22 protein-coding genes are annotated in these 24270 nt (G+C 61.5%); 20 read left to right on the top strand and 2 right to left on the bottom strand.

Going from position 1 to position 24270, the window contains the following annotated elements:
- Positions 1 to 28: 28 nt before the first annotated feature.
- Entirely contained in the window at positions 29 to 1177 is a 1149-nt protein-coding gene (locus Q0602_RS11870; protein WP_298843400.1) for a helix-turn-helix transcriptional regulator, read from the bottom strand.
- 454 nt (positions 1178 to 1631) lie between these two features.
- Between Q0602_RS11870 and Q0602_RS11865 the strand changes: the two genes are divergently transcribed.
- The 15 genes from Q0602_RS11865 (at position 1632) to Q0602_RS11795 (ending at position 16505) form a co-directional block, all read left to right on the top strand.
- Positions 1632 to 1988 (top strand): hypothetical protein, encoded by a 357-nt coding sequence (locus Q0602_RS11865; protein ID WP_298843397.1) that lies wholly within the window; start codon positions 1632 to 1634, stop codon positions 1986 to 1988.
- Positions 1985 to 2842, top strand: coding sequence for a hypothetical protein (locus Q0602_RS11860; RefSeq protein ID WP_298843394.1), 858 nt, complete (start codon positions 1985 to 1987; stop codon positions 2840 to 2842). The genes Q0602_RS11865 and Q0602_RS11860 overlap by 4 nt, the downstream gene beginning before the upstream one ends.
- Positions 2839 to 4110, top strand: coding sequence for a DnaB-like helicase C-terminal domain-containing protein (locus tag Q0602_RS11855; RefSeq protein ID WP_298843391.1), 1272 nt, complete (start codon positions 2839 to 2841; stop codon positions 4108 to 4110). Before Q0602_RS11860 ends, Q0602_RS11855 begins: the two co-directional genes overlap by 4 nt.
- Positions 4111 to 4254: 144 nt before the next feature.
- Complete coding sequence (locus tag Q0602_RS11850; RefSeq protein WP_298843388.1) at positions 4255 to 4587, top strand: hypothetical protein; 333 nt, start codon at positions 4255 to 4257, stop codon at positions 4585 to 4587.
- 22 nt (positions 4588 to 4609) lie between these two features.
- Positions 4610 to 4924 carry a hypothetical protein gene (locus Q0602_RS11845; protein WP_298843385.1) on the top strand — a complete coding sequence of 105 codons (315 nt, stop codon included), beginning with the start codon at positions 4610 to 4612 and terminating at the stop codon, positions 4922 to 4924.
- 42 nt (positions 4925 to 4966) lie between these two features.
- Positions 4967 to 7444 carry a hypothetical protein gene (locus tag Q0602_RS11840; RefSeq protein ID WP_298843382.1) on the top strand — a complete coding sequence of 826 codons (2478 nt, stop codon included), beginning with the start codon at positions 4967 to 4969 and terminating at the stop codon, positions 7442 to 7444.
- Positions 7445 to 7459: 15 nt separating this feature from the next.
- The gene (locus tag Q0602_RS11835; protein WP_298843373.1) at positions 7460 to 8194 is read left to right on the top strand and encodes a type IV secretion system protein; all 735 of its coding nucleotides are present in this window, start codon (positions 7460 to 7462) and stop codon (positions 8192 to 8194) included.
- A 63-nt stretch (positions 8195 to 8257) separates the two neighbouring features.
- Positions 8258 to 9898, top strand: a complete 1641-nt coding sequence (locus Q0602_RS11830; RefSeq protein ID WP_298843368.1) for a hypothetical protein — start codon at positions 8258 to 8260, stop codon at positions 9896 to 9898.
- Positions 9899 to 10038: 140 nt separating this feature from the next.
- Positions 10039 to 10269, top strand: a complete 231-nt coding sequence (locus tag Q0602_RS11825; protein WP_298843366.1) for a hypothetical protein — start codon at positions 10039 to 10041, stop codon at positions 10267 to 10269.
- Positions 10269 to 11069: a VirB8/TrbF family protein gene (locus tag Q0602_RS11820; RefSeq protein WP_298843363.1), complete on the top strand. Its 801-nt coding sequence runs from the start codon at positions 10269 to 10271 to the stop codon at positions 11067 to 11069. Before Q0602_RS11825 ends, Q0602_RS11820 begins: the two co-directional genes overlap by 1 nt.
- 2 nt (positions 11070 to 11071) lie before the next feature.
- Entirely contained in the window at positions 11072 to 12646 is a 1575-nt protein-coding gene (locus tag Q0602_RS11815; protein WP_298843360.1) for a TrbG/VirB9 family P-type conjugative transfer protein, read from the top strand.
- 15 nt (positions 12647 to 12661) lie between these two features.
- Complete coding sequence (locus tag Q0602_RS11810; protein ID WP_298843357.1) at positions 12662 to 14338, top strand: TrbI/VirB10 family protein; 1677 nt, start codon at positions 12662 to 12664, stop codon at positions 14336 to 14338.
- A gap of 16 nt (positions 14339 to 14354) precedes the next feature.
- Positions 14355 to 15431, top strand: a complete 1077-nt coding sequence (locus Q0602_RS11805) for an ATPase, T2SS/T4P/T4SS family (protein WP_298843354.1) — start codon at positions 14355 to 14357, stop codon at positions 15429 to 15431.
- Between the two features lie 125 nt (positions 15432 to 15556).
- Entirely contained in the window at positions 15557 to 16045 is a 489-nt protein-coding gene (locus Q0602_RS11800; protein ID WP_298843351.1) for a hypothetical protein, read from the top strand.
- Positions 16038 to 16505 (top strand): hypothetical protein, encoded by a 468-nt coding sequence (locus tag Q0602_RS11795; protein WP_298843348.1) that lies wholly within the window; start codon positions 16038 to 16040, stop codon positions 16503 to 16505. The genes Q0602_RS11800 and Q0602_RS11795 overlap by 8 nt, the downstream gene beginning before the upstream one ends.
- Here Q0602_RS11795 and ruvB read toward each other — a convergent pair.
- Entirely contained in the window at positions 16440 to 17417 is a 978-nt protein-coding gene (ruvB, locus tag Q0602_RS11790) for a Holliday junction branch migration DNA helicase RuvB (RefSeq protein ID WP_298843345.1), read from the bottom strand. The genes Q0602_RS11795 and ruvB overlap by 66 nt on opposite strands.
- 58 nt (positions 17418 to 17475) lie before the next feature.
- Between ruvB and dgt the strand changes: the two genes are divergently transcribed.
- The 5 genes from dgt to Q0602_RS11765 all read left to right on the top strand — a co-directional run bounded on the left by dgt (position 17476) and on the right by Q0602_RS11765 (position 24239).
- Positions 17476 to 18732: a dGTP triphosphohydrolase gene (gene dgt, locus Q0602_RS11785; RefSeq protein ID WP_298843342.1), complete on the top strand. Its 1257-nt coding sequence runs from the start codon at positions 17476 to 17478 to the stop codon at positions 18730 to 18732.
- Between the two features lie 66 nt (positions 18733 to 18798).
- Positions 18799 to 19419, top strand: a complete 621-nt coding sequence (locus Q0602_RS11780; RefSeq protein ID WP_298843338.1) for a hypothetical protein — start codon at positions 18799 to 18801, stop codon at positions 19417 to 19419.
- On the top strand, positions 19416 to 19997 hold the full coding sequence (locus tag Q0602_RS11775; protein WP_298843335.1) for a hypothetical protein: 582 nt from the start codon (positions 19416 to 19418) through the stop codon (positions 19995 to 19997). Before Q0602_RS11780 ends, Q0602_RS11775 begins: the two co-directional genes overlap by 4 nt.
- A gap of 36 nt (positions 19998 to 20033) precedes the next feature.
- Positions 20034 to 22169 carry a type IV secretory system conjugative DNA transfer family protein gene (locus Q0602_RS11770; RefSeq protein ID WP_298843333.1) on the top strand — a complete coding sequence of 712 codons (2136 nt, stop codon included), beginning with the start codon at positions 20034 to 20036 and terminating at the stop codon, positions 22167 to 22169.
- Positions 22170 to 22223: 54 nt separating this feature from the next.
- On the top strand, positions 22224 to 24239 hold the full coding sequence (locus tag Q0602_RS11765) for an ATP-dependent helicase (RefSeq protein ID WP_298843328.1): 2016 nt from the start codon (positions 22224 to 22226) through the stop codon (positions 24237 to 24239).
- The last annotated feature ends 31 nt before the right edge of the window (positions 24240 to 24270 follow it).

The following is a 24270-nucleotide window of genomic DNA, read 5'->3' as shown; positions in this document are numbered from 1 at the left end:
CCTTTAGATCATCGGATCTGATTCCGGATCAATCGATAACGGTGACCTGGACCATCCTCGCGACGATGCCTTCCAGCGAAGAGAGGCAGATCGACCGATCGGGATCGGTCTGCACCAGACGGAAGCCACGGCCCATCTTGTGAATGGCACCGATGGTGACGGACTTTCCCTGCATCACCGCGACGACCATGTTCTCCCTGACCTCATCGCGTTCGATGGGCTCGAAGATCATCACCGAGCTCTTGTCGATCGGACCGAGGATCTGCCGATCCGCCCTGATCGCGATCGACTTCGTGCCGGCCTTGCGCTTCACCGTGTCCTCGGTGGGCCTCAGCGCCATCGATCCGTCGCTCAACGAGACGCCTTCATAGACGTGCGTGGTGGCGAGCTTCGACATGGCCTCGTCGACTTCCGCGAGATCGTTCGCACCGGAGATCGCGCCCAGTTCCACGGCGCGAGCGATCTGACGACCCTTCTCGCCGGGGACGACCGCCGCGATCTGCGCGAACGGACCGACCTGCCGAGCGCGGAGCGTCTCGACCGAGAAGAGCTCATAGAGCATCTCGTGGAGGCTTCCGTCCTTCTCGAACGAATTGATCTTCCGCGTCATGCCAGCCTGGCTGGTCACACCGAAGACCCGGCGGACGCCGCGGACGATGTCCTCGCTCCAGCGGGAGAAGGGGCGATCGGCGTTCTCGATCCGGCTGACGGTAGCGGCCGGAAGACCGAATTCCTTCATGTCCGTGGTCGAGCGCTTCATCTTCTGACGACAGATCCGCAGTGCCGCTCCGATCCGCATGTCCGCCATGGCGCCGCCGCGATAGCTGAGCGATGCCTCGACATGCTCCCTCGCCCAGGCCTCGCGATCGAACGAGGGATCGGTCACGTCGATGAGGAGTTCCTCCGCCTCGACCTCGAGGGCGTCGGCGATGGCGATCAGCTCGTCGGGGCGCGGGAATATCTGGCCGCGTTCGATCTTGGCCAGACGCGAATAGGTCATATCCGACATCGTCCTGTGGAAGTCGATCAGGGACTCGTGCCCCTTGCCCCTTCGCAGGTCTCTCAACCTGTTGGGAAAGACCGTCGACCTGACGACGCCGTTCTCCTCGAGATCCTCGCTCCGGAAAGCAATTACGAAATCGTCGCGGGTCTGCTGCTTGAGTGCTGCGCTTGCCATTTTGGATTGCTCCTTCGAGAAAAGTCTTGCTCATTCGCTCCGGAGAAACGTCCGGACTCGCAGGGATGCCTAGTGCTTCCCGTTTAAGCGACCCTAACCCAACTTGGTTAGGGGAAGAGAAACCTTGTTGGTCATCCGGAAAATGGTGACGGATGGACAAGGTTCCATTCCCGATGAAAAATTCTCTACATCCTCCCGCTTGCAAAGTCAATATCTCCATCCTAGAAGTTACGAAATTTCCGTAACCCTCACAGAAGGTCGCAGAGTGTCGAGAGATGTTGCCGAAACACCCCGTAAACCAAGGCGTCCGGACGGCCTCGCGAGATACCTGAGGGATCTCGGGGTTCGGCGTTTCCAGGACCTCTGCGACAGAAGCGGATTCCCATCCTCGAAACTGGAGACACTGCGGGACGATCCAGAGGCCGGCCTGCGATACGTGGATGCCGTGCGCCTCATGGTCCATACCAAGGGCGGCATCCGGATGGAGGACTTCGATTCGCGTGACATGCCGGACAGGTCGCGATTCGACAATCCGCTGGGGCGCAAGATCGCGCTGGCGCTCGCTGACGGGACCACAATCGGGAGCATCCTCAGCAAGCACGGCATGACCCATGTCGAGCTCGGACGCTGGCTGACCGACAACACCAAGTGGCACAAGGCCACCAGGAAGCGCATCATCAAGGCATTCAGCCGCAACGGCGTCGAGATCACCGAAGACGATTTCGAGGAGCAGAAGGTCGACAGGCTGCGTGTCCGATACGAAGAGGCCAGGGACGATCTCCAGAGCCGCCGCGGAGGCGATCCGGAGTGAGTCGTGTCCCGCCCGTCAAGATCCCCAGGGAGGTCATCGAGCAGATCGCGGGAATGCCGCCTTCCTCGGCCGGACGGTATCTGTCCTGGGGGTGGCGCTGCTACAACGGAGAGACGATCTTTCTCGACGACGAGGAACTTCGCGATCCCGAGATGCGTCAGCATCTCCCGATCGGCGCCGACCTGCTCGACGCGACCGCGCTGGCCATGAACATCCTCGACGTGGTCTCCTTCAGCGAGGCGCGCGACAAGGAGAAGGACATATCGAGGAAGCGCGCCAAGGCCCGGGAGCAACGCTTCAACGGAGAGTCCAAGCAGCGCAACGTCGTCCCCTTTCCCATGTATGCCGATGGCACGCCCGCCGGCCCAGGAACAAACAGGGACCATCTCGATTCCTCCTCTTCTCCGCACGGCCTGGCAGCCGTGGCCAATCTCGAGGCCCACGGACTCACTCCGGCATTGGCCAGGCAGACGATATCGCGGCTGGGTCAGGCGCATGGAATGGAATCCGTGCTCAGCGTCACCGAGCGGATGAAGGGGAGACGTGTCGCAAATCCAGCGAAGTATCTGGAAAGCGCGCTGAAGAACGAGACCGTCGATCTGGTCACGTCTCCCTCTGCCTCCGGGAAAGGCGGCGCGCCGCGTCCCGTGCGCAAGCAAGTCTCGCCCAGCAGGGATGGTGGATGGATATTCCTCGGGTGGACCTGCATGGGACATCCCAAGGCAGGCAGCAGCGTCGATGGCAGGCGCAAGGCATGGCGAACCGACGCCGGTCGCATCGTATACAAGCTTCCCGAGGAGGGCGAGACGCCCCCCTCCTTCGGAAGGGACCCCGGTATCTGTGAGGTAGAATGAGCAAGCAGGACAAACCCAATGACTCCGAGACGATCATCCTCTCCGGCGCCCTCGCCGATCCGGAGCTCGCTCGCGGCGCCATCGACCGCGGACTTGAGTCGAAGGACTTCGTCGATGAGAGCGCCGGACGGATCTGGCAGATGTTCGTCGACGCCGACAATCTCGGAGAGGTCCTCAATTCCTCCGCCATGACGGCTCTCGCGAAGCGGGCGCATGTCGAGGCAACCGCCGAGATCATAACCAGGGGTGCTGCCCGCTGGCCGGGTTCGCGCGACCTCCACGACAAGACGCTTTCCGCCTTCATGTTCGAATCGCGGAAGCGGCGCTCGGTCGCGGCTGCACGCAGGGGCGTCTCCGACGTTCTGGAAGCCGATGACGAAGAGAAGATCGAGAAGGCCGCGAGACGACTCCGGCAGTCCGGCGACATCGCGATGGAGGTCCGCCGACAGCCGATCCTCTCATCGAGGCAGGTCGCGCGCAATGTGACCGAGACCATCGAGGAGCCACCCCTCCGGCTCCAGACTGGCATCGAGAAGCTCGACAATGTCCTCGGGGGAGGACTGGATATGAAGCGCGTCGTGTCGCTCATCGGAAAATACAAGATCGGCAAGACCACTCTCCTCTCGACCATCGGATACAATGTCGCATGCGGCACGGGGGAGAAGGATCCGGAGAACAGGGCCAAGGTCCTCTTCATCACCCTCGAACGCAATCAGATCGACGTCGAGATGATGAACATGGCCCGCGCGCTCGGAACGAACATGGCCAAGCTGGAGGGTCGCTACGACCGCTACGAGAAGGAGATCGAGGACTACATCTCGGACCCGGTCAGGGATTCGATCCTCTACTATCACCGCCCCGGTGCCGGCCTCGAGGAGATATCGTCGGTGATGACACGCGCCGTCAGGCAGCACGGTGTCAAGCTCGTCATGATCGACTACTATCAGGTCATCGGTCGCCCCAGTGGCAACAGCAGGCTCGTGGACCACCTCATGAATGTCGACCAGACGATAACCAGGCTCGCAAACGATCTCGACATCGCCGTCCTCATAGCCGCCCAATCTGACGCCGATGGCGCTCCCCGTGATTCGAAGTCACTCCTACAGTCCGCAGCCGCGAACTTCGCCATACGTCGTCAGGACGGCAGCCCCGAGGCCTGGCTGGACAATCTGGCATCGAACTACCGAAAGCAGAGGGACGCCGGGTCCCCGAACAATCCGGCGATGATCCTCGACGAGGAGGCGGGACCGCATTTCCGAAGCGTCTGATCCATCCTCAAGCAGAAAATTTTCAGGATGACGCTTGCCGCTATCCGAATTCCGTTCCATAAGGCGAGATTGGGAGGCGACTCCTAGTAAGACCCAGCAAGGGGACCCCTTCGGGGAACTCGTAACGGAACAAGGAACCATACCATGTTGGCAATCGCACGGTCGAATGTGGCCGAATACAACTGGGGTCGCGCCTTCGCATACGCGGCCTTCTTCGTCATCGCACTCATGGCTCTTGTCGAGCCGGCCTTCGCGCAGGGCGCGTTCGGCGATCTCCAGAGCACCGTCGTGGACCGCACGAACGAGGCATTCGAGACCGGCCGCACCATCCTCTACGCCGCCGCCGCGCTTGCTCTGATCATCGGTATCGCGCCGATGCTCTGGGGCCAGGTGAAGGTGAAGTGGATCGTCAGCTGCCTCGTCGCAGCCGTCCTCTTCGCGATCGTCCCGACGATCATCACCGCCTTCGCAGGCTGAACGGAAGACAGGAGACGGCGGTATGCGTGGAGTCTGCCACCAGCACCACTTCCCGGCGGTCGCCAGACCGTTCAGGATCCTGTGGGCACCCTGGGCGCCCGCCGTCTTCTGCTTCTTCGCCGGACTGATGCTATCGGTGATCGTGTCGCTCGTCTTCGGCACGACCTTCGGAAGCATCCTGATGCCCATCGGGATCGTCGTCGGACACGGCATCGCGATCGCGATAGGCAGCAAGGCACAATACATGGCCACTCTCGTCACCGGCATGGAGAATCGCCGGACGGGTAGCACCAACCTCAACGAGGATGGTGGAAGCTTCGATTTCGCAAACCTCTGATCCCGTATCGACTGGGGTCCTGAACGCACGGGAAAAGATAGAATGTTCGAAGACGCACTGCAGGAACAGCTGTTCCAGTCCAGCACCCTCCTTCCTGCTTTCGGTTTCATCATCGCGGCACTCGCGATCGTCGCGGCCATGTCCTTCGTGGTTCCCGCCATCTCCCGGCGCATGATCCCCGCCCCCAAGGCGACGCGCCTCGGTGATCACATCAAGTTCGAACACATGGACAAGGAAGGCCGCGTCATCGTCGGTGAGGACGACATGCGCTCGGTCGTTCTCTCCATCCGCGGCACCGATCTGCGATTCAACGACTCAGCGCAGCAGCAATTGCTGAAGAACGCGCGCGAGAACTGGCTCGAACTCATGGCCAAACAGGGAATCCGCGTCCGGATCTTCATGATCCGTGACCGTCTTCCCAAGGCGACCAACTACGAGCATTCCCACGGTATCATGAAGCGGGTCTCCGAGACCTGGGCGAGGAATCTCCCCAACGCGCTCTCCACGGAATACTACGCCGTTCTCAGCCATCGCTCGAAGCAGCCTGTCGACATCGCTCTCGACGAGGCCGTCGATCAGACCAAGTCCATCCTGAGCGATTACCACGTCACCGAGCTGATCGACAACTTCGAGCACGCCGAATCCATCGAGGACGGCATCGATCTGGACGAGGTGCGATACGATCGCATGACGCCTGCAGCCTTCTTCGGTCGGATGCTCGCTCCGGTCAGCCGCCCGGTGCCCTTCACCAGGGATCTTCGTGGCAATCTCTCCTACGCCGTGACGACCGACAACGTCCGTTACGATTCAGACAAGGGCATGTTCGAGTTCACGAGCGGCAGCCTCAAACGCTATGCCGCGACTCTCGTCATCGAGGAATGGCCAACGACCATGACCGAGGCGTACATGCTCGAGCTCCTCTCCAATCCGGTCGAGTTCACCGTCTGTCACGACATCCAACCCATCGGCAAGACGAAGGCGATGGCAGAGATCGCGTGGAAGGGAAAAGTGGCTCCCGGCCTCCAGCCCGGTGCGGACACGCAGGAACAGTTCTACGCCGTCGAAGCCGCTCTCCAGCCCGGCTCCGAGGAAGAGCAGGAGATGGTCTCGGTCCAGACACTCATCACCATCTACGGCGATACGCCCGAGGACGTCCTCAAGGCCCGCTCGGCGGTGAACCAGCTGCGTTCCATCGGCATCACCCCGGTATGGCCGAAGCACACGATGCCGCAGCACTGGTTCGGCCAGTTCCCCGGGTTCGATGCCCAGAGCCGTCCCCAGAAGATCCTGACCGGCGAAGCGGCGATCCTCGCGACCTTTCACTACAATCCGTCGGGCGAACTGAACTCCGACTGGGGCCAGGGTCCGATCGCCATGTTCCAGACGATCGAGGGCGCTCCCTACTCGTTCCAGTTCCACGCTCCCGGTGGCGGCAGCCCTCCTCTGGGGCACTGCGTCTCCATCGGTCCGTCCGGTGCGGGTAAGACGACCCTGATCACCTTCCTCGCGTCGCAGGCCCTGCGTCATCCCGATCTCAAGGCGTTCTTCTTTGACCGCGGTCGCGGCTGCGAGGTCGTGACCAAGGCCCTCGACGGCGCCTACCTCTTCTTCGATGGTGACTCCGAGAAGCACCCCGTCTCTCTCAATCCTCTGCAGATCGAGGACAACGGCGAGAACCGCCAGTTCCTGCAGGAGTGGCTCAAGCTGATCGGTGACGTCGAGCAGGACGAATACGAGCTCGCATCCGAGATCTCGGATGCCGTCGAACTGATCTTCGACCCCCAGATCGATCACAAGAACCGCAACCTGCAGAAGCTCTACACCACGATGTTCCCTGCCGGTTCGGCCCTGCGTGAGCGCTTCACGTCATGGACCAATCCCCAGCAGTATGGTTCGATCGTCTGCGCCGAGCAGGACGCCCTCGACATCTCGCAGCGTGTGGGCGGATTCGACTTCACCAACATCCTCACGGAACCGAAGCTCGGTCCGGCGATGGTCTCCTACCTGATGCACCGCATCCTGGTCGAGGCCAAGGGCGATCCGCGTCTGATCTTCATCGACGAGACTGAGCCTCTCCTGCGCAACGAGAACTTCCAGATCCGCTACCGCAAGCTCCTCCAGGAAGGGCGCAAGGAGCGTCAGGTCATCATCTCCTGTTTCCAGCGTCCGACGGCGCCGGCGGAGCTCGGCCTCGGCGACGTGATCAGGGGCCAGTGCCCGACCGTCTTCTTCTTCCGGAACAACGCCGCCGACGAGAGCGACTATTCCGACTGGAAGCTCACCCCCCGCGAACTCGATTTCGTGCTGGGACGGACCTACAAGAAGAAGAAGTATGCGGTTCTCGTGAAGCGCTACGGCGAAGTGAACGAATCCGTGATCCTCGACACCAACCTCTCCGGTCTCGGTCCCTTCATGAACATCTACCATTCGGGTCGCAAGAACGTGCAGCTCATGGAAGACATGGAGAACGAATTCGGACGGGGTCCGGAAGCTCTCAAGAACTATCTCGCAAACGCCTAACGGAGGTACAGGGTAATGAAGAAGTATATCGCAGCACTCGCACTTTCCGGTGCCTTCGTGATGGCCTCCCCGGCCAGCGCGCAGGGCATTCCGGTAGTCGATCCCAGCAACATCGCGCAGACCATCAAGGTGGTCGAGAACGGCGTCCAGCAGGTCCAGCAGATGAAGGCCCAGGTCGAGCAGCTCACCAACCTGAAGGACACCATCGGCGACATCGGCGTGGGCGAGATCAGTTCGATCCTCGATCGGGCTGGCCTGAACTTCAACACCGAACAGGACAACCTCCTCGGCCAGTTCCGGGAAACCGTTCCCGGTATCATCGACGGACTGCCCGGTTCTGATCTGGGTCGGTCGCTCAATGTCGATGCGGGTGCTGCTCGAGAAGCACGCACCTCCATCGATGCGGGTCGTCGCTTCGCCCTCTCGACCTTCTATCAGGGCAGCAAGGCGTCCGTTGACGAGGTCACACGGCGCCAGGCAGTTCGTGAGGCTGCGCTCCGTGACTCCGCCACTTCCGGATATGCGACCGCCGTCGTGACCAAGGTCCGTCTCAGCGAGAGCGAGGCCACCATCCAGGCCCTCAACGAGCAGATGTCGGCCTCGACCGATCTGCGGACCGATGTGCAGAACAATACGGCCGTCGGTATGGCGCAGTATCAGCAGATGATCATCCAGACCCAGCTGCTGGCGCAGCTGCTCGAAGTCCAGGCGACGGGCAACATGGCCACTGCGGTCACTTCGACCAACTGATCAATGAGGGCGGGCTACGCCCGCCCTCTTCCAATCAACGGAATGCCGGGAAAGATGAGTGTCATGAAGAGGAAAATCACAGCTTACAGCGCCGCCGGTGCGCTTGCGCTGGCGTTCTGCACCGGCATCTACGCGCCGCAGGAGGCGAAAGCTCAGCTCATCGGCCCCTGTCCCAGTCCTCTGATGCCTCCTCCTTGCATCATCTTCGACTACAAGAAGCTCGCCGATCTCGCGCGAGAGCACGCCAACCAGCTCCAGAAGCTGAAGGACATGGCAGAACAGGCGAAGCAGACCGCGGAGAATGCAAAGAGCATCGGTGGCTCGATCGCCAGTGTCCAGCGCCTGCAGAGCGCGGGCGTTGCGATCGGGGAGGGTGACACCTTCTCCGACATGGCGAGAGACTCGATGCAGTCCACCGTGCAGACCTTCTCCAATTCACTCTACGGTGGAGAGGCCCTCGGTGCGGACGGCTATTCCAACGTCGTCGACAAGCGCAACGAAGAGGACGTGCGCGCCAACGTCGATGCATATGCCACGGCCCTGACCGCCAATACGCTGGTCAACCAGTCACACAAGCGGCTGGTCTGTCTCGGGCGAGCATCGACGAAGACGACCGATCTTCGTCAGGACTGGGCGATCAATAGCCAGGTCAAGCTCGAGATGACGAGGATCGAGGCGCAGAAGAGCCACCTCCTCACCGTATACATGGAGAATGCGGCGGTCGATCTCGCGGTCAATTCCCGGCTCGACCAACCGCAGGGTGTCGTCCTGGGGAGGACCAATTCCGCCCCGGCAGTTCCTTCCCGCAGTCCGGCATGGGACATGCAGTCCGAATTGGCGCGCATCGAGGGACTGATCAGGACCACGCTGGCTGCTCTTTCGATCGCTCGGGGCTCGGACACCGTCAGGACTGATGCTGCCGCTGTCCAGGCGCGTTACGAGAATCTCGACAATGCCCGTGAACAGGCTCTCGCCAACTTCAGGCGTGGTGCACTGCGCTGGGATTCACGCCGGGCCAATTCGATCGTCGACATCACCCTGAGCGAGCTCAATCGCATGGACAGCTCCATGGCCGCTCTCCGCGAACGCCCGATCTCCCAGCTCGGAGGGGCCTTCCGGGATCGCAACATCGATGCCGATGCCATGATGCAGAACGACGTCGATCCCCGCCAGTTCATCGGCACCTGGGGAGACCCGCTGAAGAACAAGAACACCCTCGATATGGCCAATGGTCTTCTCGATGGGCGACTCGACGACTGGATCGACGGCGACGACGACAACGACGAATACCGTGACCTCCTGCTCGCCTACAACGAGGCGCGCCTCGAAGAGGCATGGATGCGCAACTACGCGAGCGAAGCCGCGAAGGTCAGTGACAACATCAACGCCATCGTCAGTCAGGAAAGCGAGGATCTCGGCTACGACCTCACCGCTGCCAACGCACAGAAGCGTCTCGAGGACCTCGTGGCCCAGGCCAATGCGCTCGGACAGCAGATCCAGCAGACCGGCGAGGATGTCCCCACGCAGAGGGCGGCGCGATCGCTGGATGCCATCAACAGGCTTCTGAACGGACAGAACACGTCTCCGGCGCCAAGTCAGCCCGGAGCCCCGAACGTCGTTCCCACCACGGCACCGGAGGAGCCTGAGCTGCCCAATCCCCGTGATCCCAGAAATCCCGGATGGCCTCCGGTCAATCCTCAGTAAGACAAGCGGAAGGGGGCCTCAGGGCCCCCTTCTCGCATCGGGGATCACGATCCTCTCCAAAAAATTTGCCGAACCGCTACCGGATGCGTGATTCTCATCCTAAAACCGCAGATGGACCCAACTCCAGACGGTGAGGCAACGTGAAGAAGATCATTCCCATACTCGCAATAGGACTTGCAGGCTGCGCCTCGCAGTCCCTGGAGACCCAGGTGCCCATCGGCATCTCCACCAGCATCAACGGGCTGCAGAAGTCGCCCTGCAACTGCGGAGGTCTCGAGAGCGAAGAGAGCCACAAGCTCCGTCAGAAGCGCAAGGAAGAAGCCGCGAAGACGGGGCAGATCAGCACAGACATCGTTGAGGACGACAGATAATGTTCGGCAAGAAGACCAAGGAAAAGGGCCCCGCGAAGGCACCCGAGAAGACCGGAGAGGACAATCTCGGTCCATACCCGGCCGACACTGACAACAACCCCACCCGTCAGCGGGTCCTCGAAAGGGCCCTGCGTCTGGTGACCATCGGTCTCGGAGCGAGCGCTCTCATCAACGTCGCCCTCACCGCCATGATCATCTCGATCTTCCCCCTCAAGCAGGTCTACCCGTATCTCGTCACGTTCCGCGAAGGGGATGAGCAGGTCGTCGCTCTGCAGCCGTTGATGGACAATGCTCCGGGCATCCAGTTCGCAACGGAGGCCAACGTCCGCCAGTATGTGAAGCAGCGGCATACCTTCGCCCCCGTCAACAGCTTCATGGACATGCAGTGGGGACCGGAATCGCAGCTCGCTGCCATGACCAATCCGGAGCAGTACAAGCGTTTCCAGGACGCCTCGCAACTCGAGCGGTCGCGCATGATGACCAGTGGTTACACACGTCAGATCGAGATCGAATCCGCGACCATGATCGAGCCCGGTACCTGGCAGGTCGCCTTCAAGACGATCGACTCGCTGGGTGGTTCGGCAGGGACGCTCACCGCGGACCCGACATCGACCCTGCGTCCCGGAGAGGTCAGCGGGTCCAACGCGGCCACCGCGGATCTCACGCCGCAGTCCAGCAGCAAGCGCTGGCTCGCCACCATGACGATCACCTACCAGCCGCAGTCCGTGAGCTATGACAAGCGTCTGCTCAATCCGCTCGGCTTCACCGTGACCGATTACTCCGTCGTCGCCAGGAGCTGAAAATGAAGCGCTTCACGATCGCACTCGCTCTCGCAGGGTCGGCTCTTGCCGTCACGACCCCCGCACATGCACAGGACGACCAGTCCGCAGCCGTCACGGGTCCGCTGGGCCTGACGCAGAACGCCTGGAACGACATCCTCCGCAATCGCGGTGAGAGCAAGCGTCGCCCCGGCTATGTCCGCTACGTCTACGATGCCCAGCAGGCCTTTCCGGTCCGTATCCGCGAAGGCATGATCACGACCATCAAGCTGCCCGAGGGCGAGGAGATCGTCGAGGCCTATGTCGGTGACGAAGCCGGCTTCAACGTCGGCCTTCCGAACAAGTCGAACATCGTCATCAAGGCTCTCTACCCCGGCGTCGACACCAATCTCATCGCCTATGCGGAAAGCGGGAAGATCTACACCTTCTACCTTCGGTCGGAGTCCTACAACTCCAAGGTGATCAGCGATTTCCTCGTTGACGTGGTCGCACCTGGCGCACGCGATGCATACACCGGCGCGCAGATGGACGGCATGAACCCTCAGCAGCTCGCCGAATACGACGCACAAAATCCGTCTTCGGCGGCCCAGCGGATCCGTGATCCCTATGCCACACTCCCGACGGCGACCGATCCCCGTTACCGCGAGTATGCGGAATGGACCGATTTCGATCCCGCCAAGATCAGGGAGGACATGGGCGTCTATGTTCCCGTCGACCAGACCGGAGGGACGATTCCCTACCGCGTGTTCCGCGATGACCGGTTCACCTATGTCGACTACGGACCTGAAGCATCCCAGATGACGGAGTGGCCCACTCCCATGATCGTCATACAGGGGGTCGAGGGACCGGTCGGAAATCGGACCGCCGGTCCGGGTGGACGCATGATCGTCATCGAGGCGCTGGGCGACTTCGTGCTGCGCAACGGACAACGGATCATCGTCGTTAAGCCCAAGTCGAGCAGCCCCGATGCCGGTCTCGTCGAATATCCGACATACTCGCAGACCGCAATGAGGGTGCCCACCGATCTTCCTCCCGGACGCTCCGCGAATCTTCCCGCCAAACCGAAGACCGTCGTTCCGGTGGTGACATCGCCTCCCACGGCCAATGGCGAGCATCCCTCCGCAGTGGTGCCGGTCACGAATCCGACGGCCGCTCCGGCGACACAGCCCGGCAGCGTCACCTATGTGACGAATGCCGTCGTCCAGACGACTCCGGTCGCCAAGGGCGGAGGTGCGCCCATCATCGAAGCGCAAGGGACCGTCGTGCGTCAGGAAGCGACACCCTCCGGCACCGCCGTCGCCATGGTCGGGAATCCCGTCTCCACGACCGCTCCTGTGGTCACGATCCCTGTCGTGAGCGAGCCCGAGCCCCGCTATTACGTGAGTGTCGGAAAAGGGACACGCGAGGCTCTCGAGGATCAGTGGCGCTCCGCCAAGGTGCAGCATTACGAGAAGCTCACCGGACGTGAGCCCGTGTATCGTGCCAGCGGGGCGGAATACGAACTCGTCATCGAGGGCTATCGGACCGCTGCGGAAGCCATCGCCCTGTGCGAGGCCATGGTCGACCAGCCTGCTTGCGCCGTGCGCACCAAGAACTAAGGAAAGACATCCAAGATGGCCACTGACGCAAAGACCCGCAAAAAGAGGGGCATCCAGATCGCCGCCGCATCGGCAATGGTCCTGGTGCTCGGCGGCGGTGCCGTGCTCCTCTTCTCCGGTGACGAACCCGAAGCGACCCCGGCTACCCTGGGGCCGTCCGACTCCATGGTCCCGGGCGATCCGGCAGCCGTGCAGGTGAACGACAACGGAGCCATCGTGTCCACACCGAACGCGATCACCTTCACCACCGGCCAGACCTCGCAGATCTTCAGCCTTCTGGCGACCGGTGCGCCGATCCTGATCGAGGACGTCCGCATCCCCACTTCCTATGCCAGCGCGATCAATGTCTCGAGTGTGGACTGCCCGCCTCCGACCGCACCGCTCTCGCCCGGTCAGACATGCAGCGTGAACGTGACATGGGACGGAGTCACTCCGATATCCACGGCCATCGAAGTCATCGGAAAGACGGTGACGGGCACGGGTGAAGGAAAAGCGATCAAGACATCGATCGCCCTCACCGCGCAGGAAGGCGCCGAAGGAAGCGGCATCAGCGGTCTGCCGACGCAGCCCGGCGGGTTCACCGATCCGACGACCCCGACACCTGTCAATGGCGGCGTATCGCCCCAGCCCGCTTCGGCCGGCGGAGGTCAGGGAGTCCAGCCGCAACCGGCGGTCCAGACCGGACCCGCTCAGCCGAGTCTGCGTCAGCAGCAGCGCGACGCCTATCTTTCCGCACGTCGTCAGGGCAGTCTCGCCGGCATCAACGGAGGGCAGTTGTCCCCGGCGGCGAAGTCCGCCTACACCAGCTGGAACAACATCGGAGCGACCGGTGCCGTGTCCAGCTATCCGACCGACATGAGCAGGGTAATCACCCCGGACAAGGCCATCACGGCCGTGATCGCGGTCCCGATCGACACGCGCAATCCGGTCACCGCAGTGGCGATGGTCGATAGGGACATCTACGGCAACAACGGCCGGACCGTCGTCATTCCCCGCGGATCTAAGCTCATCGGCACCCCGGGGGTCTCCGACACGCGCGTAGGCATCGCCTGGAAGCAGCTCATCCGTCCGGACGGGACACGCTTCGTATTCGATGCCGAATCCGGCGATGCGATGGGTCGCGGAGGCGTTCCGGGCCGCGTGAACGAACGCAACCTGCAGCGCTACGGCTTCTCGCTGGTTCCGACCCTCGTCAGCGCCGGTGTGACGGCGGCGCTCGGAGGGCAGACCACCCAGAGCACCAGCCCGAACGGAGCGACGGAGACCCGCGATGCCCGTGCGGTCGCTTCCGAAATCCTCTCGGAGCCGCTCGATCGCATCGCACAGGACATCTACCGCAGGAAGTCGAACATACCGATTCAGATCACGGTCCCCGTCGGCACGCGCATCACGATCTGGTCCTTGGGCGACCTCCGTCTGAAGCCGGTCGGAGAACGCGACGAGCAGCAGGAACAGCCGCGCCAGAACCAGAACACCAGCACCCGTCAGGGCATCGAACTGCCCAATGGAAGCAATCGTGGCACGACCGGTGGCGGATCACAGGGCGTCGCCAACCGGAACGACGGACCGGAAGGCGACGAGAGCCTCGGAAACTACGGTGTGGGCACCATCGATGAGAACGGCAATTACGTCGCTCCCGGAACCCGGGCACCCGCCCCTTCCACCGCTCCGCTGAACCGCGGCCAGAACTGACACTCGGAAAGACACCATGGTGGACAAATTCGCAGACTTCGACATCTTCGCCGGCCCCAAGCCACAGGATACCGAACACAAGGAAGGCATCATCGATTCCAGCCACGACGTGATCAACGCCATGATCACCAAGCTGGCCAACTACTTCACTCATCCCGACGTGGAAGAGATCGTCATCAATCGCCCGAGGGAGATCTGGCTGCGTCGCCGTCGTCCGAAGGAGGGCGAGCAGATCTGGAACCAGCTCGAGGACAAGACGCTGACCTTCGAGTATCTCGAACGTGTGACGCGGGTCATCGCCAATGCCAATGGTCTCGTCTTCGGCAAGGGCGAAGGGAAAAGCCCCGTCGTCTATGCCGCTCTTCCAGGAGGACACCGCTTCACTGCCGGATTCTATCAGAACATCGTCTATGACGAGATCACGTCCCGTGGCGGCGTGGCGATGGCCATCAGGCAGGCTCCTCGCGGGGACCAGACCATCGACTATTCGGCCTACGGTCTCGATGAAGGCGTCGTCGTCAAGCCCGCGCCCAAGTTCAAGGACCAGAAGATCCAGGCCAAGGACAGCCTCCTGAAGCTGAAGTCGGCGATCAACGGCGGATCACACCTCCTGGTCTCCGGTGCCACCTCGACCGGCAAGACCACCCTTCTGAACAAGATCATCGAGGAGCTCGATCCCGCGCTGCGTGTGGCCACGGTCGAGGATACGAGAGAACTCGTCGTCAAGCACAAGAACCGGTTCCACATCGTGCTCTCGCGCACGGAACAGGCGAACAAGTTCGACGACGGCGCTGCCATCGACCTTCTGACCCGCATGACTCCCGATGTCATCCTCTGCGGCGAGGTCTCGACCAGGAATGCAGGGACCATCTACGAACTGACGGGTTCAGGCCACGGCTCGATGATGACTACCATCCACGCCGAGGATCCGGATCAGGCCCTGAGGGCCTTCATCGAGCGTATGAAGCACACTCAGCCCAACATCGACGAGAAGGCCGTCTACGAGGAGCTCAAGCGTCGCTTCACGGTCGTCCAGATCGTCCGCGATCACAGTGGTCGCCGACGCATAACGGCCATCGAGACCTTCGACTGAGATCAAATCATAATCGTCATCACGGAAGGCCCGCTCTCCTCCAGGAAAGCGGGCCTTCTTTCCATTTGGACCGAACGAGAGGAGAGAGAAATGAATACAGAACACGTGACTGCGCAGGAGCTTGCATGACAGCCATTACCGTCGAAGACCATCTGGAGGCCGGCAGCATCCGCCATCTCTGCGATCTCACGATCATTGGACGTGGACCGGCCGAAGGGATTCTCGTGACGAATCGCGAGATCAGCGACCCGAGGAGTGAAGCAAGACGCCTCACTCCCGAACGGATGCGCATCGCGGACCATCTTCTCCATCCCTCTCCCGTCAGGGAGATGCTCATCGCTCACAAGACGATCAGCGAGTGGATCGAACAGGACCAGCGTCGAGCGAAGCCTCCTGCCAGGATCGAGGCTCGCAGACTGCTCGAGGACCTCTTGAACGCATCCGGCATCAGGTGCGGGACGCCGGGAAGATACGGAGGGTGGCTGACCAGTTCCATGCCCACTTCGGAGGCCGATGGACCCGAGGCCACCGTGGGCCAAGCATTGCGAGCATTCGCCGCCATGATAGGCAAGAGGAGAATCTACGTCGTAGGAAGGGAAAAGAGCGATGCCTAGAGCAAAGAAGGAAAAGAAGACCGTCGCGGCCAAGCCCGACACGCCCGCAGCCATCGACGCCGGCGTCGTGTCCACCTTCACCGGTCCGCCTCCGAGCTATCCCCTGTCGCCGACTGAGATAGAGATCATCCTGCACATCCGCTGGAACGGAAGCGGTTTCGAACGCTCCGATCGGGCCGGCAAGAGTGCAGTGCACCTCACCGGAGAGGATCTTCAGACCCATGCCAGAAGGCTTCCGTTCGATCCCGAACGCCGCAAGGTGGAGAATCGCAGCGTCGAATACGACATCGCGAACGAAGAGGACTTCGCCGCGATGCTGCACCGGGCTCATCGCGTCCAGCTCGTCACCGTCGACGGTGAGCTGCCGGATCTCTTCAAAGAGGACGGATGGATATCAGGCCGTAAGGGCGTCGAGAAGCCTGACGGTATCGGGATCCTGCTCTCCCGCCCCATGCTCTGAGGAGGCCAGATAGGCCTCTCCAGCCTCGGTGAGGAGCCGCCCCCGCTGTGTCCGGGATATCAGCCCATGACGCAGGAGGAACGGCTCGATCACATCCTCGATCGATTCCGGGGTCTCCGATATGGCTGCCGCGATTGTCGAGAGTCCCACCGGACGTCCGATCGACGCCAGATAAGCGAGGTATCGCATGTCCTCGGCATCCAGCCCCATGGGTCCGATGGCCATCCTCTCCATGGCCAGGCGCGCGACCTCCTCCGCCGACAACTCCGGATGCACCGCCGCGAAGTCCCTGACCCGTGATACGAGACGGTTGGCCACCCTGGGCGTCCCCCGGCATCTCATTGCCACGAATTCGAGAGCATCGCCGAGATCGAGACCCTCGCGCAGCGCCGATCTCTGGACTATCGGCATCATCTCCTCGAGGCTGTAGTAATCCAGTCTCTGGACGATCGGGAAACGATCCAGCAGTGGGCGGGAAAGACCTCCCGCCCTCGTCGTCGCTCCGACCAGGGTGAAGGGCTCTATGTCGATGGACACCGAACGTGCTTCCATGCCCTCTCCGACCATTATGTCCATCCGTCTGTCCTCCATGATCGTATAGAGGATCTCCTCCACCGGCATGGGAAGTCGATGGATCTCGTCGATGAATACGACGTCTCCCTTCTCGATCGAACAGAAGAGCGCCATGAGCTGTCTCTGGTTCTCAATAACCGGAGCCGACGTGGCGATGAGGTTCCCTCCCATTGCATTGGATATGATTCGGGACAGCGTGGTCTTGCCAAGACCCGGAGGACCGTGGAACAGCACATGGTCAAGCGCTTCGCCGCGACTGAGCGCCGCGGTTATGAAGAGGTTGAGGTTCTCCACCAGGGCGGCCTGCCCGGTGAAGTCGGAAATGCTTTCAGGTCTCATTGACATTCAGGAACGTTACAAGAACGGAAAAGGAACGGCAACGCCGAAAGGAACCGTAATGGACAATGCACAGTGGAACGAGCGACGCGTAGCCCGACGCTCTCAGGTCGAGGACGGTCGCGACGACTATGACGTGGACTATGCCCGTGTCGTCCACTCGTCCTCTTTCCGGCGCCTGGCCGGAAAGACGCAGATTCATCAGGGGGACTCCGATGTCCCCCGCAATCGTCTCACGCACTCGATCGAGGTCTCTCAGATCGCGCTCGGCATCTCGCAGCGTCTCAAGACCGCTGACAAGGACGGGATCGTGTCACGGCTGGTCTCGAGCAACTCCCTCGTCCAGGTCATCGGACTGTGCCACGACCTCGGTCATCCATGCGGCGGCCACGCCGGGGAGGACGCACTCAATGCCTGCCTTCCCTATGAGGGCAACGGACAGACTCTGAGAATCCTCTCCCGACTTGAAGGTCATACACCGGAAGCGGGGCTGAACCTGACCCGGCGCACGCTCCTGGGGATCCTGAAATACCCCATTCCCTATTCGCGAGCCAAGAAGAGGGATACGCCGCCACCATTCCAGGGCATCTCCGGGCAACCGCTCATCGGCCCCGAACACAAGCCGCCCAAATGCTACCTCGACGAGGAGACCGAGGTCGTCGACTGGATGCTCGACCCCTTCGAGTCGGACAGGGAGATCGTCGAGGCTGAGCTCATCAAGACCTTCGATGCCAGCCTGATGGATCTCGCTGACGATTTCGCCTATTCGGCGGCCGATCTCGACGATGCCATCGCTCTCAACATGATGAAGCGTCGGTGGCTGGAAGAGGACGCACCGGAAGAATGCTGGACCGGATTCATCGAGCATATGGACAAGCAGGACGCCGCGAACGGTTCCTGGTCCTACGACCGTGTGATCGACGCCCTGATGGGATCGCAACGCAAGAAGATGACCGGTCTCATCATCAACTACCTGCTCTCCGGCGTCCGGGTTCATCAGGACGATCGGATGAAGGACGAACTCTATCGCTATCGGGTGGTGCTCGACGATCATCGCAGTGCGCTCGTGCGAACCCTGAAGAAGAGCGTATTCCGTCGCGTCATCGAGGCCTCGTCGGTCCAGCTCGACCGTGTCCGTATCCAGAAGCAGATCATCGATGTCTACGATGCCATGACCTACCGGCCCATGATGTATCTACCGGAAAAGCACCGGACATTGTGGAATGCGAGCGATGATGGGAACCGTGTCGTCGCCGATTACATCGCAGGAATGACCGATCGCTTCCTGTCCAAGACGCACTCTTCGATGTTCGGCTGATCCCGAAGCACTTACGGATCGAGGAAAAGCATCCTAAAAGGAAGCTGATATTCGCAAGGAACCAAGATGAGCACCCTAATCACCAAACGCCACAACAGCTACCGCGCCATCGAAGGCGCGGTCCTCGGCTGGGAGCGAGGCAAGATCGGAGAGGGCCACAAGGTCCAGGTCATCGAGCCTGACAACACCATCACCAGCTTCAAGTGGCGGGCTCCCAAGGATCCGGTCGCAGGAGACCAGGTCACGGTGGTCCTGCCCGAAGCGGGTGTGAGCGCAAAGCCCGACAGGGCGATCATGATTCTCAACCAGACGACCGGGGAGACCCACCGCGAGGTCAATGCGCACGACCCGAACGGTGCACGCTCGATCATGGTCAATCTGGTCGTCTGGCTCACGATAGCCGCCATCATAGCGAGCGTTCTCATCAATCTCGCGATTCCCGCTCAGGCCAAGATCATCATCCTGGCTGCGGCCGCGCTCATGGTCTGGAGGATCGCCATCGCCACATTCAAGCTACGCGAGGACGAGAAGGCCCTCCAGCGCAAGCTCGACGAGGAATCGGTCTGCACCGACATCACGATGTCCGCCTGGGAGAGCAATACCGAGAGTCGCAAGCCTCGCATGGCCATCGACTACGACGGCGACGGGAATCCCGTCATTCCGGGCGTGGTCCAGGATCCGGCATGAAGTCGGTCACATTCCGCTGCAGGAGCATGACCGACGACGACCATCACCACATAAACGTCCCTGCCGAAGGCCATGTCCTTTGCAGCTGCAGGGGAGAGAGCTGGTGCTCTCACATCGAGGCGACGCTGGTCTGCGGCGAACGAGCGATGGTCCCCGAGGAGGACCGGCTGAAAGCCGACCAGGCACAGGCTCTGGCCAAGGGCAGGATAGGCCCCACCGAAGGCTGGAAGTCCAACTGGCGTGGCAACCGGCGATGGCGGGGTCTCCCCCTCAAGGAGCCCAGGGCCATGCTCCTCATGAAGTCCGGACAGCCCGTGGTCAGCATGCACGGACGGGGCATGAAGCGACGCATGTCACAGCAGGTGGCGAGCCGGAACGGCTGGAGCATCGTGCCGAATCCCACCAAGGGGGTCATCGTGCACGTATCGAATCCCGACGAGGGAGAGGAAAAGATACTCCATGCCGAGTCGTTGGGCATCATCGTCCTCGATCACGAGAGGTGGCCGACCATCGCTCCCATGGGTCATACTCTCAAGGAACGAATGATGGACTTGCTAGGAGAGGGTCATTCATCCTAAAAACGGAAGGAGAAGCACTCCTTACCGGACGGATCAATGGCCCAGAAGATACCCACCCACTACTCGAGCGAGAAGAACAAGGCCATCGCGGTCATAGCCGCGGGCGCCTTCATATCCTTCTTTCTCCTGATCCATCTGATGCAGATCGCACCGATCGCAGCCTATGCATTCAGCACGGACATAAACCAACAGAGCTGGGGCATCGTGAAGATCGCCTTCAGCGGGTTCTACGACATCAAGATCTTCGTCGACGGAGTGAAGTACGCCTTCAACCAGAACGGCGTGATCACCGGGACCATGATGTTCATCGCCTTCGCGATCTCCATCGCGCCGCTGATCCTAGCTCTCGCCCTCAATCCCTTCCGCACCTTCGACCTCATCCACGGAGACGCCCGCAACGGCATGATGTCCGACGTGCGCAAGATGGAGGATCGCAAACAGGTCGGAATCAAGGGTGCGAAATACCTCCATCTCGGGCTATGGCCTAGCACCAAGCAGCCCATGCGTCTGATCGAGACGCTGTCCTGCCTCGTCCTTGCCCCTCCCGGAACGGGCAAGACGGCCTCGTTCGTGGTTCCCTCCATCCTCGACACCCCCGAGTCCTCCTTCATCATCAACGATCCGAAGCCCGAGCTCTTCGACCTGACTTCCGGCTATCGGGCGCAGATCGGTCCGGTCTTCATGATCAACTGGTCGGCCACGGACAAGATCGATCCGGCGAATCTCGACGATCCGACGAAGACCATCTTCTACCCCAGGTTCAATCCCCTTTCCCCCAAGCTCCTTCCTCCGGCCGGCACAGCGGAACGCGACACCTACCTCGATGCCGTGGCGAACGTCATGAGCCCGAGCAGCGGCAAGGGGGGCGGAAGCAACGACTACTTCGAACAGAAGGGTCGCGCAGCCCTGGTCGGCTTCCTTCACTACATCTGCTCCAAGGTCGCGGATCCGGAGGAGGGCCAGATCAACACGGCCAACATCCCGAGCTACTGGCTGAAAGACGGCAAGGACATGGAGCCGTCCATCCCCATGCTGATCGACATGATCAACGAGGGTCTGCGGCAGGCCTCCGAGAAGAATGACGCCGAGAAGGCCAAGGCCGCTGAGGAGCAGCGGTTCCATCAGGGCGACGCCCTCGCCGACTGGCTCAAGGGCATCGTCAGCGAATGCGTCACCAACGAGTACAACCCCCGTGCCCTGACCGAAATCACTCCGCTCGTCTCAATGGCCCCCAACGAGCGCTCCGGTGTCCTGGGCACCATGGACAAGGCCTTCCTCCCCTTCAAGAACGCCGCCGTTCGGGAGAGGACCAGTTCCTGCGACTTCCTTCCGCAGGACCTGCGAGGAATGCCAGACGAGAGCGGCGAGATGAAGCCCGTGACCCTCTACGTCTGCGTCAACCAGGCGGAGGCGGCGGCCTTCGCCACAATCACCTCGCTGCTCTACGAGATCCTCAGCCGCGAATATCTCGCCTACGGCCCGGGTGAGGTGAACCGCAACAACTTCAAGCTGGGTCCGTATCCCGTCTGCTTCATGCTCGACGAGTTCGCGAAGCTACCGAAGATCGAGGCCGTCATGACCGGTCCCGACCTTGGCCGATCCAAGAAGACGATGTATTGCCTCGTGGCGCAGTCCGACTCGCAGATCGGCAAGCTCTACTCGAAAGAGGACCAGCAGATCATCTACGCCACGACGGCTGTGAAATACATCCTTCCGCAGAACGACAAGGACACAATCAAGCTCGTTCAGGAGATGGTCGGTCCGACAACCATCAAGAGATCCAGTTCGTCCCGTTCGAAGGGCGCGGACATCAAGGAGTGGGGCAAGTCCAACGAGTCGACGAACCTCGAGAAGGTCGATTTCATCCGGCCCGGCGACATCTCCGGTATGGAGCCCGGAAGACACATCATCATGGCGCAGGGGTTCATGAACCGTCCCTACTTCATGAAATCGGTGTTCTTCTTCAAGGATCCCGAGATGCTCGCCAAGGCATTCAACCCGAGGACCGGGCTCGGACCCAAGCCGGCCTATCCAGTGCCTGAGGCCGTCCGGCTGGCACGAATCGAAGAGTGGAAAAGGAAGAACCGCAAGGAACTGAAGGATGGGACGAGCCAGAAGCTCGCCATCGATCTCGAGAAATACGAAGATACGCCAGAGCCGATAACGGCATAGGAATGGAAAAACTCCTTTCCTGTGCCCGGCACGAACACAGGAAAGGAGACTTAAATGTCCAACTTCACGGAAGAGACCGGATTCGCCGACAAGCCCGTCAAGGTCGACCGGCCCGACATCGAATCCAAGACGACCAGCGTCAAGGCGGACGTCGTCAACAAGATGCTGCAGGAGCTCAGCGACGAGCAGCGCGAGGCCGCACATGCGGATGCGCAGAACGTCCTGCTGCTAGCCCCTGCCGGCACAGGCAAGACGCGAGTCATGACGACCCGCTACCTTCACCTGGCCGCAAGCGGGGTCGCGATCGAGCGCATCCTCATGTGCACCTTCACCAACGCGGCGGCGCACGAACTCATCGAGCGCATCGAGCCGGCGCTCGGTGTGAAGTCCGAGGACCTCTGGGTGGGCACGACGCACTCGATCGGCCTCCGCATCATCCGCGAGAACGCCAAGATCCTCGGCCTCGCGAACGTCGATGCAATCATGGATCGCGATCAGCAGGAGGAGCTCGTCCAGAAGCTGATGCGATCGCGCAACCATCCCATGGCCGATTCCCCGAACGAGAAGGCGACGATCCGCAAGATCATCGAATTCATCGAAAAGGCCAAGAACGCGATGAAGTCCCCCGAGGACGCAATCGAGGCGATCGAACGCGGACAGGCCGACTGGGCGCCCGGGGTGTCACACGAGGACGCCCAGATCTACGTCGAATACGAGATGTGGAAGAAGGCCTACGACATGATCGACTACAACGACATGCTCTACCTTCCCACGATGATCATCGAGAACTACCCGGAAGTCGCGGCGACGTGGCAGGGCATGTTCGATCACGTCATGGTCGACGAATACCAGGATCTCAGTCGCATGCAGATCCGCCTGCTCAAGAACATCGTCGGACGCGGCGGCTCGGCCGCCAAGTTCTACGCTGCGGCGGACGATGACCAGGCCATCTACGGTTGGAGGGGTTCCGACGTCCGGGCCACGATCGACTTCCGTCGCTACTGGGCGGATCCCGAGATCATCCACATCCGTGACAACTATCGGACGCCCAAGTCGATCTTCGGGCACGCCAGCAAGCTGATCACGCACAACGCCGATCGGCACGAGAAGCGCATCCGGACCCGTCCCGATGCCGATGCCATGGTGAAGGCGATCGAGCGCCATTCCGAGGCCGAAGAGAAGCAGGCCGTCCTCGAGACGATCGTGGAGGGCTGTCGCCGGTTCGATGTCCCTTATGAGAAGGTCGGCATCCTCTGCCGCTCCAACAGGAGCTGCCAGGAATACGCCGCGTTCTTCGCTTCGAACGGTCTTCCGGTGAACCTGCACGAATCGATCCGCCTCGGCGCACGTCCGATCCGGGCACTCGTATCGTGGATGATGCTCGCGACCAAGGCGGACAATCCACTGATGTACGAGCAGCTCGCCACCTACCCCGAGGCCTACCTGCCCGAGGCCGCTCTGATCGATCACAGCGCTCGGCTGCAGCGTCGTCGCAATCGTGATCCGGAGGATCGCACCGGGCCCGTCTCGCTCCTCCTCGAGATGAACGAAAGGGGCAAGGCCACGAGCGGATCGAAGGCCCTGGCCGAGAAGATCGTCGAGGTGCGTGAGTTCATCGCGGGCCAGAAGACGAACCCGTTCGCGGCGGTCTCCAGTCTTCTGGGGATCACGGAGAAGGTCTCCAGCTCGGCCGAGACGGACGATCACCAGCTCCCGTCCTTCCTCCGCCTGGCGGACGAGATGGCGAACCAGATCGGCCTCGAGAAGACGCTCGCGTCGCTGACGCAGCTCGATCTGAATGCGGGTCGCGCCGGTATCAACATCGCAACGATGCACGGAGCCAAGGGTCTCGAATACGAGATCGTCGCGCTGCCCGGCTGGGAGGAGGGCGAATTTCCCAACTTCCAGCGCAAGACCGAGCAGGACATCAGCGAGGAGAGGCGTCTGGCATACGTGGCGCTCACGCGTGCACGCAAGATGCTCATCGTCTCGTGGTCCGGTCGCGATGGGCGCAGCCGTCGCCCCTCGCGCTTCCTCCTGGAAGCGGGGATCATCGGCGACAGCGAATGACATGAAGGCCCGCGGGAGAGATCCCGCGGGC

The sequence above is a fragment of the uncultured Salinicola sp. genome, assembly GCF_937921195.1.
Taxonomy (GTDB): Bacteria; Pseudomonadota; Gammaproteobacteria; order Pseudomonadales; family Halomonadaceae; genus Salinicola.
The sequence above is the reverse complement of the archived record's forward strand: the minus strand, read 5'-3'. Positions and strand labels throughout refer to the sequence as shown.